We start from the raw sequence: 15,226 nt of genomic DNA, 5'->3' as shown, positions 1-15,226 counted from the left end.
TTTTAACAGATGGATGATTGAAATTGAAAAAACGTATAAACTTCTTAATTTTCTTATTTACAGTGTTAATACTGATTTTCATCCCCGATCAATTGTTTGCTAATGAACAACAAGAAACAAACATCTCAACTAGTGATAACTCAGTGAAAGTCGATATAAACACATGGTGATTACTATAAAATATGAAAAAATGACGAATGAATATATGAAGGGGAATCAAACACATTTAAAGATAAACTCACAGATGACATTCAAAAATATAGAGTTGGAGTCTTTGAAAAGAAAAAAATTATTAAATTAAATATCAATAAACCAAAAGGAAATAAACGGAAAACAAACAGTGATGATACTAAAGGTCTGGAAGCAAAAGCTATGGAAAAAGCGATTAATAGTTCAATCCTTGAAACCACAGCAAGCAGCAAATCTGTTACTATAAAACGGGACCAGTTACCTGATGAAGATGGTATATATGAAGTGTTTAAAAATGAAAAAAGTCGGAGAAACGAAGAATTTATTCTTTAAAGATAAAGACATTACATTAGAAAAAGAATACAAACTATAGGCAATTAATAGGCCACAACAAAAACTGAAGAAGAAAAAAATGTAATTAGCATTTATGGAGAATTATTAATATTTATCACAATCCCTAAAAACAATGAACTAGAATTTAAAAAAACAGAAGAGATATTCAATCAAGAAGATAAAATTAAAACAAGTGCACTTCCTAAAGATAACGCATACTCTTTCGTATATAGAACATTAACACCTTACAAAAGTGTACAAGATCCATTTAAAGGTGGATTCCTTAGGCTTTCAAGTAGCATATTCAAAAAAGACTAAGAGACCATATCCAAGAAGGTGACATTGTATTGGTTGAATCCCAAGACAAAAAGAAACCCGTCCTAGTAATTGATGTTTCAAGAGAAGCAGCAGAAGAAACTGGGCGCTATTATAATCGAGTCATTAAAGTTTTAGATCGAGTAGACAATAATAAAGACGATGTACCTGAGTGAAAGGGAGCCTACTACGAGTAGTCTCTTTTTTAATTTAAAAATTTACTCAAATTTTACATGTCAATTCAACATACATTAAATAATCCTTAAATTCCTATTTTTGTATACATGATACATATTAACTATTAATATGGTAAATGTGTTGCACACTGAAAAAAGGAATTGGAGGTAATAATATGAAAAAACGAAACGTTATTGTCACATCCTTGTTGTCAGCATCTGTATTATTCACTGGGTTTGAATTGGAAGGAGACGCTCAGGCAAAAGATGTATTCCTTCTATGAATGATGAAAGAGTCAAGGAAGAAGTAGAAGAAATGAAGGCAGAGGGAATGACCTCTGAACAGATTAAAGAGCTTTACGAGATGAGCAAAAAGGAATATGACTCTGTATCTACAGAAGCAAAAGCAGAAGCTATATTCGAAGAGTCGCAGAAAGATATCGACCAATATATCAAAGATGGTGTGATCGACGAGTATTTGCCTAAATACAACGAAGAGAAAGATAAGATGAGCGTAAATGCCACTGCACTAGGGCCTAGTGGGTGAATAACCCGTGGAGGTTCAAGTCTCTCGGTCGCATCATAGGAATACCAAGGGTTTAAGCGCCCTTGGTATTTTTTATATTCATCTAGTTTTTTTAGTTATTGATTCTCATAACATATATTGATATATTTGGAATGAAAATGATTAACTAGGAGGTCAAATATGGCGAAAAAGTTTATTAAAACTATTGTCTCACTTTTGGTCTTTGTGTTGGTTATGGGTGTTCTAAGTCCATTATCTCAAGCAATTGAAGAGGGGAAAGAGGATGAAAGCATTGATTTCAACTCAACTCTCAATACATTGAATGAGAATTTTCCAAAAAACATTGATGGAATATCATCAATTTCAACACTCAATAAAAAGAATATTCAAAGTTTGGATAATGAAGAGTTTGAAAAAGAGTTTGATTTTTTAATAGAAGACCCAGTATTTCAGCAGTTAGAACAGGTGCTTGCCGAACAAGAGGTTAAGGCCGCTGAAATAAAACCGATGTGGGTGCCAATTGTTGCTACAGCTTTAAGGGTCTTAATTAGCAAAGTTGGCAGGTCTGGAATGAAAAAAGGTTGGGCAATCGCGAGACCATATGTTGAAAAAGCTTTAAAGGCGCCGAGTAAATACAAGATTGATGGCCCCGGTGGTGGTGGCAGAATTATTCAAGTTCGTTTAAAATCTACCGGAAAACCAATTTTCAGATTAGATTATTATCCAGTTAAGACGGGAGGCCCCTATAAACTTCATTATCATGTGCCGCCTAACATGAAAAAACATCATATCATTTTCTAAAGGGAGGGTTTCCTAATGAATTATGATGAAACGCAACATCTACATATTAGTTACAATAAAAATGGATTAGATTTTGAAGCAGTAGGATTAAAGAGACTAGATGTTGATGTTTGGGACGTGTATATTAACTTTCAGGATCATGCAATGGATGAGCCGCCTTTGAAGTTTTCAAAAATCGATCCATTCGGTTGTAAGATATTCTCGATAACAAGTAAAGATTTAAGTGAAGATGAAGCTACTCAATACTTCGAACTTTGGATTAAACATGAGTTAAATAAAGCTTTTTAATTTAAGCTCCCTTGTTATGAGGGAGCTTTATTGTAACGCTAAGAAAGAATAAGCACAGCTAGCATTATGTATCTTGAGCAGAAGGGAAGAGATAGCGCTTATTCTTTATTCATTGCCTCAACAAAACGCCACTCGTACAATTCTTTTTTCATTTCAAGGTCATCAGTACCATCACCACCTTAGATTCAAAGAATCGATTTAGCAGAAAACTACTCTTCAAATATTTCACAATAGTTCTTTAAGATTTTTTCACCTATTCTTTGGTGTAATAATTCTTGTTTATGAAAAAAGGGGGGATTTTATTCTATGCGGGATGCGCTCTATTTGCTTGATGAAGCAGAACAGGCTTTAGGGGATATATCTAAATTACATGATAAAGCTTTAGCTTCTGAAGATGTGCAACGCTTAGCCTTTAAAATTTAAAAAATTAGCTGCTTTAAATATGGATAGACCTTGTTCAATAAAGAAGGAGTAGAGAACCACTTTGGTAAGTTCGCACTCCATTTTTACTCCATAATTAATAAAAAACAATCGAAATTTGTGTAATTAACGTAAAAAGATGTAATGAAAATAAGCTTTCATAAGTAGTAATATGCTTCCACTTTATTGAGGAACTAAAGACAATGTATTGGTTAGTTATGACTTGAATTCAGGTAGTTCTGCAATTGGTTTCGGACACGCCGCAATTGTCTCAAGAAAACCAGCTAAGACCGTAGAATCTTGGCATAAAAACTGGAGTCCAATTAAACAGCATGGAGTCAGAAAATACAATAATAAATGGGGTACTAGAAAGAAGGTTTATGGACTTTGGGTGAAGAAGTCTAATAACAAGAAATATATTAATGCGGCTAAATATGCCGAGAAACAAGCTAAACAAAAGAAGCCATACAATATAAACTTTTTCAATAAACATACCACAAAGGCTTTTTATTGCTCTCAATTAACTTGGAGAGCTTGGAAGAATCAAGGACACGATATTGACAATATAAAAATTGATACAGTCGTGTCGCCAATGGAATTAGTTAACTCTAACAACACGAAGGTCTTTTATCATAAAAAGTAAGTAAATAAGCAGTCGGGGATATTCCCCGATTGCTTTGCTTGTTTAAAATTGAAAGGAGATGATTGAATGAAATACTTTAAGTTATTTGTATCAGCTTGCGCCATAGCATTAATATGTACAGCATGTTCAAAGAGGCCGGATGCAGTGGTAGATTCCCCTAAAAGAGAGTTGAGCGATATGAAAGACAGCAAATTTGTTGTAATTTATTCAGAGATGATGGACAGAGGATGCGAGATAGTAAACTATAACGATACAGGGAGTAAGCTATCAAGCGTGTCATTAAAAGACTGCGTAGGGTTTACTTCATCTACTCGGAGTGATAATAATATGTACTTCTCATCTAATAGGTCTAATTATCATGTATCGATAGACAAGAATAATGGCAAGGTAAACCCTCTACATACAAAATCACTTTCAAAATCTACAGAAGACGAGGGAGCATTCTTCATTAACTACTCTAATGGCTATGTTCTATATGATATAAACGTTGGCTATGTAGAAGGTGGATTAGCAGGAGAGTTAGTTTATTGGGAAGAAGACAGTGGAAGTAAAGAACAAGTCAAATTCAACGGTGAATTGAGAACAGCTATATTTGACGATAAAAAAATATATGCCATTTTGAACAATGATGAAAATATCATATTATCCTCTATAGACCCAAAAAGCCATAAGGCTAAAAGAAAGAAGCTGGACGTTGACTCTGTTTTCTATCCTGACAACAATGAATCTTTGAAGTCATTGAACAATAAAGAATTAATGATTGCTCTCAATGACGATGTCGATAGTAAGAAAAACTCTATTCTAATCATACTCGACAAAAAAACTCTCGATAAGAAAAGAGAAATAGTAATGGATAAGGGATTCACTATCTACAAGACCAATGTAGATAAGGATAGAGTCACGATGGTTTCCTATGAAGGAGAAGTCAAGACATTCAATAAAGACTTCAAAGAGTTATCATCTGAAAAAATTCCACTTAATTTTAAATCAGATGACGAACGTTTAGAAGAGGTCAAGATTTTAGACGGCAAGATTTATGCATTGGTAAGAATGTTTGATAGAGATAAGGATGGAGTTATTGGCAGAATTATTGAATATAATATTGAAAGCAAAGACTCTAAAGAGATATCTCTAAAATCTGATAGAGATTGGGAAATGACAAGCATGGAAGTTATAAGATAACTATAGAGGAGAGTGGAGTATATTAACTTACATTATCTTCAACCCATGGGTCTTGTGTTATTCACATTGCCATTATTGTATTTGGCTTGGGGGATGATCGGCTATTTAATCTTTAAGAAGGTCTATGTGGTACTCATGATCACATTTATAACATCGACCATCTTCATATTTGCCTACACTGGGTTCGACATGTCAAATATGTATTGGGTAGGAATTGTGACTTTTTTAAGCATGTGCACATCTGTAATAACAAAAATTTTACGATATATTTCAAATCGTTATAAAAAAGCAGGATAATCACAAAATTCCTCAAATGAATTTCAATCTATCTAAAAGTAGACTTTTAGATAGCCTACTTTTTTCTTTAGTTTCCAATCCCCTTTGATGAAAAACACTCAAAAAGCGGACTAGGGACTGCTTTTTCTTCAAAGGGGGAACGACTATACACTTCTTTTTAATTCGATAATAAAAATACTATTATAGAGACAATCGGAAAAATCACTAAAGAAAGTTTAAGTATTTTACTAGGTTTCTTAACAAGATACCAAAGATAGGAAGGGACTCCAAGAGTGACAGTATCAAAAACAGCCATAAAAATTCCCTTATTCAGGTCTATCTATTCTTCACTCATTGCTACACCTCCCTCACAAACCATTATTACCACACCTTATATACACAATACACTGCTGTTACCACAGGTATTCCTCCATATTTATAACCGTACAAGTAATACACGCAGGAGGTCCTGTCAATCAATAATAACAAGCTCCCGCCACCATCCTTCTTAAAGGCAATTGTCTTTAATAGTGATGAGATCTTTTTAAAACTTAAAAAGATTTTCATTTTCTTTTTAGTTTTTTAAATCTAATATCACTTTTAATATTAAGAGCAAAAAGGAGGGATACATATATGGATAAAAAATTAATTGATAACGCCCAATCAAATCTCCTTTTCAAACCTAACCGCAAATACTGCCAGCAGAATATAAAATTACTCAAAAGGGGATGTGGTTTTTAACCGATGTGACTGCTACAAATAAGGCACCGAACTGCAAATTGCAAAATTCTTGATCACCGCATCCAGATTAATCAAATGGGGATCACAATTACACCACTAAATGAACAACTTATAGAATCTTTAATGAAAGAGGTAGCTAACCTTATCGAGTTTATCACCTTGACATGGTGCTAACGGTTTTGATATGGAACTTTACCGGCTGTACTAGCAAAACATCAAATCCTGGTTGGTATATGGTTGCAGATTTTGGATATGAATGTGCTAAAAGCCACTTAGGAAGCGTATGCTAATAAAAAAGAAGATGGACAGAACCCCTCTTCTCTATCTAAGTTACCATTAAAAAATAAAAACCGTATACTCCAAAAGAACTTATAGCTGTAACTAAAACACCCAGTGCGAGAGAAATATTAACCCCAGACACCTGTTTATACCTAAACAAGTCTATCAAAGAAACGATAACCCCGAATGCAAAAATAGCTAACCAAACACCACTTAAAATATTAAACCGTTCCACAATCTCAAATAAATAATTTGAGATATAAAACAAATTTATAACTAAAAATATAGACAATATTAACTTGGACAAACAATCACCACCTCAAATGATTAATTGCATTACTTTATTTTACCAAAAACCCTAAATTATCAAAGTTCTTTTTATCGACAGCAAAATCAAAAAGAGAAAACCTCCCCCGTAATTCACCCTATTTCTTAATAACTTCTTTTAAATGGTTTACCGCTGTAGTCAAATTCTCTATTTTCTTTTCAAATCTTATTAAAAGGTCCACAGCTAAAACTAATGGGAAACCAACATTTCCCATTGCAGCAATAACCCCCTCAAAAGATCTATCATCCCAAAACCCCGAACCGTTTATCTTAGTCACATAGAGGAGGTACTTCTTTGTTCAGTCGCATTCAAAAGCTTCAAATTGAATTGATTGATGAGGAAATTACAACACTTCCAAATGGCTACTGCTACTTCTTCTTCAGAGGACCAGACCAAGAATGGATTGAATTCTTCCAGCGTTAATATTTCCTAGGAAATGCTTGGTGATTTATCGTAGAATTCTTTAGGTCAATTCAATCAATGAAAACTTTTTATCGGGGCCATCTGCCTAACCATCATTGGGCTTTTAACTATAAGTGTTGGGCACCGCCTCTTAGTGGGCAATGTGAGCACCTGGTTAAGAGATGTGGTTCTATTTTTTTCACGAAAAATAACAGAGTAAAAGCAGGTATAGCACACATACCTGCTTTTACTCTGTTTATAACACTTTACTAAGAAATAATTTTGTGCGCTCGTGCTGCGGATTTCCAAATAGCGCCTCTGGCTTGTCTTCTTCGACAATATATCCGCCATCCATAAAGATTACGCGGTCTCCTACCTCTCTTGCAAAACCCATTTCATGTGTTACAACAATCATCGTCATTCCTTCGATGGCTAATTGTTTCATGACGGCTAATACATCCCCGACGACCTCTGGATCAAGAGCAGATGTTGGCTCATCAAATAATAGAACTTTCGGGTCCATCGCTAAGGCTCTTGCGATAGCAACACGCTGTTTTTGTCCACCAGATAGTTGGTTAGGGTAGCTTTTTGCTTTCTCTTTTAAGCCGACCTTTTCTAGCAAATCAAGGGCTTTATCGACTGCCGCCTTCTTGTCTACGCCTTTTACCTTGATCGGCGCAATCGTGATGTTTTCTAAAACTGTTTTATGAGGAAATAAATTGAAGTGCTGGAACACCATTCCGACCTCTTGGCGCACTTTATTGATATTGACCTTTGGATCTGTAATCGTATGTCCATGGACAACGACTTCTCCAGCCGTAATATCTTCTAATTTATTGAGGCAGCGTAAAAATGTACTTTTCCCTGATCCAGATGGACCAATGACACAAACAACTTCTTTTTCCTCGATGACTACATTAATATCCTTTAACACTTCGTGATCACCAAAGGATTTCTTTAGATTTTTCACCTTAATCATACTCATTTGATATCGAATCTCCTTTCTGCATAGCTAGCCAGTAGAGAAAGTAAATAAATAATCACGAAATAAATGACACCCACAATGAGCCATACATTTAAAGGATCAAACGTGGCAGATGCTTGGACTTGTCCTCTTTGCATAATATCGGCGATGCCAATAATAGATAAGAGCGATGTATCTTTCAAGCTGATTATTGCTTGGTTTGTAATGGCTGGCAACATACGGCGGAATGCCTGTGGCAGAATAATAAAGCGCATGTTTTGGCCCCCTGTAAACCCTAAAGACCGCGCAGCTTCTGTTTGTCCTTTATCAATTGATTGAATCCCTGCTCGTATAATCTCTGAGAAATAGGCCCCTGCATTAATTGCTACAGTAATAATCCCTGCCGGCACTCGATCAAGCGAAATGAATTCAAGCGTATTCAAGCCAAAATAAATGAAAAATAGCTGTACGATAAATGGCGTGCCTCGAATCGCATTCACAAATACGAGTGCGATGAAATTCAATATTTTAAATGGTGACAGGCGAAATAATGCCACAATTAAACCAATAATAAATCCTAAAATGATAGCAACAACAAAGATATATAAAGTGGTTTGCAAACCATCCATTAAATACGGGAATGCGTTGATAATCGTATCCATGTTTCTCCCTCCATCATTCACATACGAGTTACACATAAAGAAAGCGCGCGCACTCGAGCGCGCTTCGCTTGTGTTATGACTTCAAATATTTATTCAGAATTTTCTCATATTCACCGTTTTTCTTTAGATTTTCTAGACCTTTATTGATTTTCTTCAATAAGTCTTGGTTTTTGCCTTTCATGACAGAGATACCATATTGATCTCCATTCAAGCGGTCTCCGACTGTTTTCAAATTTAAATCTTGCTGAGCAATTGCATAGGTAATGACTGGATAGTCTTCGATCAGTGCATCTGCATTCCCGTTAGATACTTCTTGGAACATAGATGGGCTGTCATTAAATTGAACAATATCATACCCATATTTATCTGCGTTATCAGTTGCAAATTTTGCACCTGTTGTTCCATTTTTAACAGCTAGCTTCTTCCCTTTTAAATCTTCAATCGATTTGATGCTGCTGTCTTTTTTCACAACAACCGTTAGACCGGCATCGAAGTATGGCTCTGAGAAATCCACTTTCTTTTTACGCTCATCAGTAATGCTCATACCGCCCATTCCAACATCAAGCTGGCCAGCTTGCATGGCTGGAATAATACCTGAGAAGTCCATTGCCTCAAGTTTGACTTTGAAGCCCTGGTCTTTGGCAATTGCATTAATTAAATCAACGTCTATTCCTTCGTATTTATCGCCTTTTTCAAACTCAAATGGCGGATATGTTGTATCTATCCCTATTTTATATGTGCCCTTGCCTTCTCCGGAACCGCTGTCCGATTTTGATCCACAGGCTGCCATGACGAGCACAACAACAAGTCCCATCATCAGTAAAATCGATTTCTTCATACAAAAGACCCCCTATTGTCAGTTTTGTCTCAATATTCGCTACAACAATATTACTATACCACGCTAAAGCTATAGTGTGTGATATTTTTTATCAATACTAAAGTTTCATACAATACTAGACCAATAGTCTCTTTAAATTTTACTTTTTTGCGAATAACTCATTTTATTCTGAAAGGGGAGTGAGTCACAATATTTATGTGACATAATCTCACAAAAAATGAGGAGTTTTCTTGAAATCAGTGCTTTCTTCCTGATCTATGGATTAAGCGTACAAAGACGGCTCCAATGTCCCCATTGATATTGTGATATATTTTTCCGATGAACCTCTTTTTACCTAAAGGAATGCAAGTGCATACAAAAAGGTTTTACACCCCCCTAAATTTTTCACTACTGGTTGAATTTACATCAAAAAACACGTTTTACAAATTGTGTGAGACAGCTTAAAATATAAGAAAATATTTAAATTCTAACCAATGTTTAATTGTAAAATAATATCATGTTCTGGACTTACCAGCTTTAATAATGAAGAAAGGAGGATACTAATTGGAAGAAACAAAGGTTTTGTCATCCGTTGACGTAGCAAATATGCTAAATGACTGGTATATCATGATGAAAAAAAGAGAGATACAAGATGCCATTCAATTGAAAGAAGACATTCTTAAAGCGTTTGATCGAATGGAAGAGAATCAAGACGTCTTACTTTATTATCAATTACTAGAATACCGTTTCAAAGACCTCGTTGAAGATACTTCATCGCTAGATCATAGTCTTTTTGTCGATGAAGATGCGATCCGTACTGATGATATGCTCAGCTACTATTTCTACTTCTTTAAAGGAATGTATGAGATGCGCAGAGGGAATCACAATACAGCATTTCACCATTTAAAATTGGCTGAAAATAAGTTGGATCTCGTGCACGACGACATTGAAAAAGCAGAGTTTCATTATAAAACAGGGTGCCTATACTACAATATCAGGTCTACACTTCTCTCTATACACCACTTGAAGATTGCTTCATCTATTTATGACGCAGACCCATGTTATGTGAAAAAATCAATTAGCTGTCAGATGATGCTCGCGTTGAATTATGCTGACCAAGCAAAATATGATGAGGCAGAGACTTTATTTCAGCAGGTGATTCATTCACTAGAACATATGAAAGACCCAGATTTACTCGGTCACGCGTATTGTAATGCTGCCTTTATTAAAAGTCTGAGAAACGAATACAGTGAAGCTGTGCCGCTTCTTGAGAAGGCTTTATTGATCGAGACATTTGAAACTTCTTCTCCAGGCGGCTATTTGCTTGCCATGTATACCTATACAAAAGCGTTATTTAAGCTGAAAAAGCCTGGATTGTTCCATTATTATGTACAGCTTTCACTTCAAAAAGCAGAAAATTTAAAACAGCGAAACATTTCGCTTAAGTTATCCATCTTGGAAGCGCTCATGTTACAGCAATCCAACATGATTGAACAAATCACGTCGTATTGTGATCAATTAGAATCAATGAATTTTCTCGTAGACCTTGAGGCCATCTGTACGGATGTGGCAGAATATTTAACAGAAAATGGTCTTTATGAAGAATCAACTTATTTTTGGAACAAAGCGTTATCATTAAAGACATGTTGATCTAAGGAGTTGATGAGTAATGAAGAAATGGCTCATAACAAGTGGGATTTTTGCTCTCGTGATCACAGGTGTTTTCATAGGATGTTCCACCCAAAAAGACAACCAAACCGCACAATCACAAGATACGGGAACCAATATTCAGAGAGATCGTGGAACTAACCCTTAACATGGACACCTTCAGCCTTTAGGTACTGCCAATGACAAAACAGAGTAGCTATTGTTTATTACAGCTACTCTGTTTTTCATATCTGTTAAAGAATCATGAGCATTCTACACTTTTCATGACGGTCTGAAACTGATGAATGGGGACGGTTTTTTAGTCAATTTCTCGTTTAATATTTTGCATCTTTTCATCTAAGTAATGGGCAATATCTGCCGCTTCCTTCAATTCATCAGTCAACTGAGCAGGGACATCATTGTTCAGTTTATAATAGATTTTATGTTCAAGACTTGCCCAAAAATCCATCGCAATGGTCCGCACCTGAATCTCGACCTTCACATGCTCCACACGATTGGTTAAATAGACCGGAATCTCAACAATTAAATGAAGACTTCGATAGCCGTTTGACTTTGGATGCTGAATATAATCCTTTACCTCGAGAATCTTTAAATCTTCTCTTTGCCTCAGTACATCAATAATGTTATAGATATCCTGAATAAATGAGCAAATGATGCGGACACCTGCGATATCATGAATATGCTCCTTAGCACATTGTGTAGTGATGTCGCATCCCTTTCTCGCTAATTTATTCACGATGCTTTCAAAGGATTTAATACGTGATTTTGTATGCTCAATGGGGTTGTGTCCATGGATTAAATTATATTCTTGGCTAATAATTGAAAACTTTGTATCTATCTCATCTAACGCAAATTTATATACTAACAATTCATTTTTCCAATCTTCCATGACACTTTTCAAATCTTCTACATGAGTTGCTGACATATTCATTTCTATTTGTCATCTCCTTTAAGCAAACGGCTTTTACACCGCTTTCCGTTTATTAGACGAAGAGAGGACGTGATTGGTTTTAAAAAATGATACGTCGTTAGCTTCGCTGTTGTAATAGGTCAATGTCAAAGCTCGCTCAAGAACAGATTCTTTTACAATATCCATAACATCATTCGGTCTGCTATACCTGCAATTTCTGACTGCTCACTTGAAGCATAAATGACAGCTTTCCCAGAGTTTGACCGCTCCTTTCACATCTCTTCTTTCCGTATCAATTAAAAAGAGGTTTTAACATATGATGTTTTGCCCCTTGCAATTTTCTAGTCAGAAGGTGTATGGTTGAAAGAATATCTTACAGGAAAACAACTTGTTTTAAATGATCAGATTAATCAGTTAATCATGCATTTAGGTTTTATATCTTGTTTTGAAGAGAGGTGAAATCAAAAAACATTCGGCAGGGAGGAGGAAAGCGCTTTAACAGATTTTTCTTATTTGAATTCCAGAAAACCTATTGCTAATATTTTGTGAAGGTATAGAATAGAATCATAATTATTTCATATTATTAGAATTTTCAAATAATCAAACAGCAAGGAGATTTACAATGTCAAAACAACCCATCCGCGTTGAACTTAGTTCAACAAAAAAACCAAAACCTCAATCTGATCAGCTTGAATTCGGAAAGATCTTCACAGATCACATGTTTGTGATGGATTATTCAATTGATAAAGGCTGGTACGATCCAAGAATTATCCCTTATCAGGCCATTCCAATGGATCCAGCGTCTATGGTCTACCATTACGGCCAATCTGTTTTTGAAGGCTTAAAGGCTTATGTTTCTGAAGATCAAAAAATTCTCTTATTCCGTCCGGAAAAGAATATGGAACGCCTGAACAGATCCAATGACCGCCTATGTATTCCGCAAATTGATACAGAAACGGTTTTAGAGGGATTAATTGAACTCATTCGCATTGATAAGGATTGGGTACCTGATGCAGAGGGAACTTCCTTGTATATCCGTCCATTTATTATTTCGACTGAACCTTATTTAGGTGTTGCACCGTCTAGCACCTATAAGTTATTCATTATTTTGTCTCCGGTGGGATCGTACTATAAAGAAGGCATTCATCCTATAAAAATTGCTGTTGAAAACGAATTTGTCCGTGCCGTAAAAGGCGGAACTGGAAATGCAAAAACAGCAGGAAACTACGCATCTAGCCTGAAAGCACAGCAATTAGCAGAGAACAAAGGATTTTCACAAGTTCTTTGGCTTGATGGGGTTGAGAAAAAGTACATTGAAGAAGTGGGCAGCATGAATATTTTCTTTAAAATCAATGGGGAAATCGTCACGCCTGAATTGAACGGCAGTATTTTAGAGGGGATTACACGTCACTCTGTCATTGAATTGTTAAAGCATTGGGAGATTCCAGTGACAGAACGCAAAATTTCAATTGATGAAATCATTGAAGCACACAAAACAGGAGAGCTTGAAGAGATTTTTGGTACTGGAACGGCCGCTGTCATTTCTCCTGTTGGTGAATTAATCTATCATGATCAACAATATGTCATTCAAGATGGTCAAACAGGTGAAGTATCTAAAAAATTATACGACGCCATTACCGGTATTCAAAAAGGCAAACAGCCAGATATCTTTGGCTGGACAGTAGAAGTCGACTCTGTCGTCAAACAAGCATAATCATTCCAATGAACCTTTCATTTAAGATGAAGGGTTCTTTTTCTCGGAATTATTTCCGGCTTTACATATATAATTTTGTCAAAATCTCCTTATCAAGTCATGATGCTCAAGATGCAGTATTCAATGTCCTAAAGAGGCAAAAATTGCGGACGAATGCTACGGAATGATCAATTATGACAGCAAGATTGATCATAAAACAGGAAATACTCTGGCATCAAAATACATTGATAAGTTTTGGAATCGAAAGCTAACAAATGAACATGGATGGGGCATTTTATATGAGAACATTATTTATTGAGCCTTGCCTTAATAGATGGTATTATACCCATTACACAAGGAAGCAAGAGCAATCTTTTTTAGGTGTATTTTATTTTAAATGAGCCATTAGTTGTTGTATAAATTCGGACAAGAGAACGTTGCATTAACCGTTGTTTTTGTTAAACTGATAATAGAGGGAGAAAAAGGTTAAAAAAGCTCCCTATCCAATGAAATGGATCACAGGTGAAACGCAAAAATAGATCGAGAAAAATCTATAGAATAAATTAGCTGTTGAGATCATAAAAATCATTAGAAAGAACACGATTAGATTTTGGATGATCAGTCAGCCTTGCTTGGTTCAGCGTTTGTTGCCATAAGCCAAAAGTAAAGGGGGTGAATGATAGATGAATACTGTTAAGTACATATCTTATTTTGTAATTTCTTTAGTATTACAGCTTCTATGGTTCCTAGCTATTAAAAAGACCTCAGATGTCACAATACTAGACATGGTGTTCCTTTCCATGTTATTTACACTTTCCATGGTTATTATTGATAAAGTATTTCCAAAAAAGCAGGCTTCCTAGTCTGCTTTTTATTTATCATTTTTAATCTACATGCCAATGTGACATACCCTAAAACGCATTTAAGGAGAATAGAATTGAATTTCCTTGTCATCACAGGATTCATTTATTTGATTTTCTTCAGAGTCTTTTTCTTTTTTATGTATAAAGGAGAAAAAAAGGAAGCTGAGGAAAGCAAAACAAATGAAAAGTATTTGTTCTCGACATTTATAGGTGCGCTTTTATTATCTTTAATTCCTACAGTGGTGATCATGATTATAGTGTTGATTATTACAGGATCAACAAGTGTAATCGTGAAATCATTAGGTTTAGATGTAGATTTTACCCAAATTATTATTCTAAGTTTAGCGTTAGTTTGCTATTTATTTACCCTCGATCATATATTTATTGCAGTAGGCAAACACATATTAGGAGACAATATCTTGAATACTGTTTTTGCTTCACTTTTTAGGTTCTTATGTGTCTTTTCTGTTGGTGCTATATGCTCATTTGGTATTGCAGATAATATAATAATGTCTATTGGTCTAACCGTAGCATGTCTCTTATTAGAATTTATCTCTCTTGATCACCCTAAGGAGCGATTAGATGATTAATCACCTTTTAAACGCCATTACAGGTGTTTTTACCTGTTTTAATTAAAGCACTCAAAACGACTTGGGGGACGACCCCTTTCTTGTTCCTTTTTGCCTATATAGTAAAAATATCATATTGTTCCTCAGTCAGATTCTCTTGACCATCTAAAACGTGCCCTAA

General features: G+C 35.3%; 18 protein-coding genes and 1 pseudogene. 13 read left to right on the top strand and 6 right to left on the bottom strand.

Annotated features, from left to right (window positions below):
- Positions 1–372 precede the first annotated feature (372 nt).
- From ACIQCE_RS05800 to ACIQCE_RS05765, 8 genes are all read left to right on the top strand, one after another.
- Positions 373–522: a hypothetical protein gene (locus ACIQCE_RS05800; protein WP_400493970.1), complete on the top strand. Its 150-nt coding sequence runs from the start codon at positions 373–375 to the stop codon at positions 520–522.
- A 302-nt stretch (positions 523–824) separates the two neighbouring features.
- Positions 825–1,013: a DUF5839 family protein gene (locus ACIQCE_RS05795; protein ID WP_400494469.1), complete on the top strand. Its 189-nt coding sequence runs from the start codon at positions 825–827 to the stop codon at positions 1,011–1,013.
- 280 nt (positions 1,014–1,293) lie between these two features.
- Positions 1,294–1,560, top strand: a complete 267-nt coding sequence (locus ACIQCE_RS05790; protein ID WP_400493969.1) for a hypothetical protein — start codon at positions 1,294–1,296, stop codon at positions 1,558–1,560.
- A 159-nt stretch (positions 1,561–1,719) separates the two neighbouring features.
- Positions 1,720–2,340, top strand: a complete 621-nt coding sequence (locus ACIQCE_RS05785; RefSeq protein WP_400493968.1) for a hypothetical protein — start codon at positions 1,720–1,722, stop codon at positions 2,338–2,340.
- Positions 2,341–2,355: 15 nt separating this feature from the next.
- Complete coding sequence (locus ACIQCE_RS05780; protein ID WP_400493967.1) at positions 2,356–2,628, top strand: DUF3986 family protein; 273 nt, start codon at positions 2,356–2,358, stop codon at positions 2,626–2,628.
- Between the two features lie 643 nt (positions 2,629–3,271).
- The gene (locus tag ACIQCE_RS05775; protein WP_400493966.1) at positions 3,272–3,691 is read left to right on the top strand and encodes a hypothetical protein; all 420 of its coding nucleotides are present in this window, start codon (positions 3,272–3,274) and stop codon (positions 3,689–3,691) included.
- Positions 3,692–3,757: 66 nt separating this feature from the next.
- Complete coding sequence (locus ACIQCE_RS05770) at positions 3,758–4,873, top strand: hypothetical protein (protein ID WP_400493965.1); 1,116 nt, start codon at positions 3,758–3,760, stop codon at positions 4,871–4,873.
- 45 nt (positions 4,874–4,918) lie between these two features.
- Entirely contained in the window at positions 4,919–5,170 is a 252-nt protein-coding gene (locus tag ACIQCE_RS05765; RefSeq protein ID WP_400494468.1) for a DUF2651 family protein, read from the top strand.
- A gap of 1,045 nt (positions 5,171–6,215) precedes the next feature.
- On the opposite strand, the gene ACIQCE_RS05760 is transcribed toward ACIQCE_RS05765, so the two are convergent.
- Positions 6,216–6,476, bottom strand: a complete 261-nt coding sequence (locus ACIQCE_RS05760) for a hypothetical protein (protein ID WP_400493964.1) — start codon at positions 6,474–6,476, stop codon at positions 6,216–6,218.
- A gap of 118 nt (positions 6,477–6,594) precedes the next feature.
- Positions 6,595–6,711 carry a YvrJ family protein gene (locus ACIQCE_RS05755; RefSeq protein WP_400493963.1) on the bottom strand — a complete coding sequence of 39 codons (117 nt, stop codon included), beginning with the start codon at positions 6,709–6,711 and terminating at the stop codon, positions 6,595–6,597.
- Between the two features lie 113 nt (positions 6,712–6,824).
- Between ACIQCE_RS05755 and ACIQCE_RS05750 the strand changes: the two are divergent.
- A pseudogene (locus ACIQCE_RS05750) lies at positions 6,825–6,920 on the top strand (VOC family protein); the annotation flags it as partial.
- Positions 6,921–7,155: 235 nt separating this feature from the next.
- Here the strand turns inward: ACIQCE_RS05750 and ACIQCE_RS05745 are convergent.
- The 3 genes from ACIQCE_RS05745 to ACIQCE_RS05735 all read right to left on the bottom strand — a co-directional run bounded on the left by ACIQCE_RS05745 (position 7,156) and on the right by ACIQCE_RS05735 (position 9,363).
- Entirely contained in the window at positions 7,156–7,884 is a 729-nt protein-coding gene (locus tag ACIQCE_RS05745) for an amino acid ABC transporter ATP-binding protein (RefSeq protein WP_400493962.1), read from the bottom strand.
- Complete coding sequence (locus ACIQCE_RS05740) at positions 7,881–8,525, bottom strand: amino acid ABC transporter permease (RefSeq protein ID WP_353854234.1); 645 nt, start codon at positions 8,523–8,525, stop codon at positions 7,881–7,883. Before ACIQCE_RS05740 ends, ACIQCE_RS05745 begins: the two co-directional genes overlap by 4 nt.
- Before the next feature lie 73 nt (positions 8,526–8,598).
- Positions 8,599–9,363 carry a transporter substrate-binding domain-containing protein gene (locus tag ACIQCE_RS05735; RefSeq protein ID WP_400493961.1) on the bottom strand — a complete coding sequence of 255 codons (765 nt, stop codon included), beginning with the start codon at positions 9,361–9,363 and terminating at the stop codon, positions 8,599–8,601.
- A 543-nt stretch (positions 9,364–9,906) separates the two neighbouring features.
- Here ACIQCE_RS05735 and ACIQCE_RS05730 point away from each other — a divergent pair.
- Together ACIQCE_RS05730 and ACIQCE_RS05725 are read left to right on the top strand one after the other, a co-directional pair.
- A complete protein-coding gene (locus tag ACIQCE_RS05730) occupies positions 9,907–10,992 on the top strand; it encodes a response regulator aspartate phosphatase (protein ID WP_353854232.1) in 1,086 nt (361 codons plus the stop codon).
- Positions 10,993–11,011: 19 nt separating this feature from the next.
- The gene (locus ACIQCE_RS05725; protein ID WP_400493960.1) at positions 11,012–11,158 is read left to right on the top strand and encodes a hypothetical protein; all 147 of its coding nucleotides are present in this window, start codon (positions 11,012–11,014) and stop codon (positions 11,156–11,158) included.
- A gap of 150 nt (positions 11,159–11,308) precedes the next feature.
- Here ACIQCE_RS05725 and ywaC read toward each other — a convergent pair whose 3' ends face one another.
- A complete protein-coding gene (ywaC, locus tag ACIQCE_RS05720) occupies positions 11,309–11,941 on the bottom strand; it encodes a GTP pyrophosphokinase YwaC (RefSeq protein ID WP_353854230.1) in 633 nt (210 codons plus the stop codon).
- A 601-nt stretch (positions 11,942–12,542) separates the two neighbouring features.
- On the opposite strand from ywaC, the gene ACIQCE_RS05715 reads away from it, so the two are divergent.
- Positions 12,543–13,634 (top strand): branched-chain amino acid aminotransferase, encoded by a 1,092-nt coding sequence (locus ACIQCE_RS05715; protein WP_353854229.1) that lies wholly within the window; start codon positions 12,543–12,545, stop codon positions 13,632–13,634.
- Positions 13,635–14,550: 916 nt separating this feature from the next.
- Entirely contained in the window at positions 14,551–15,066 is a 516-nt protein-coding gene (locus ACIQCE_RS05710) for a hypothetical protein (RefSeq protein ID WP_400493959.1), read from the top strand.
- Positions 15,067–15,226: the final 160 nt, after the last annotated feature.

Origin of the sequence: Bacillus sp. NPDC093026 (genome assembly GCF_044754665.1) — a bacterium.
GTDB lineage: Bacteria > Bacillota > Bacilli > Bacillales > Bacillaceae > Bacillus > Bacillus maqinnsis.
The sequence above is the reverse complement of the archived record's forward strand: the minus strand, read 5'-3'. Positions and strand labels throughout refer to the sequence as shown.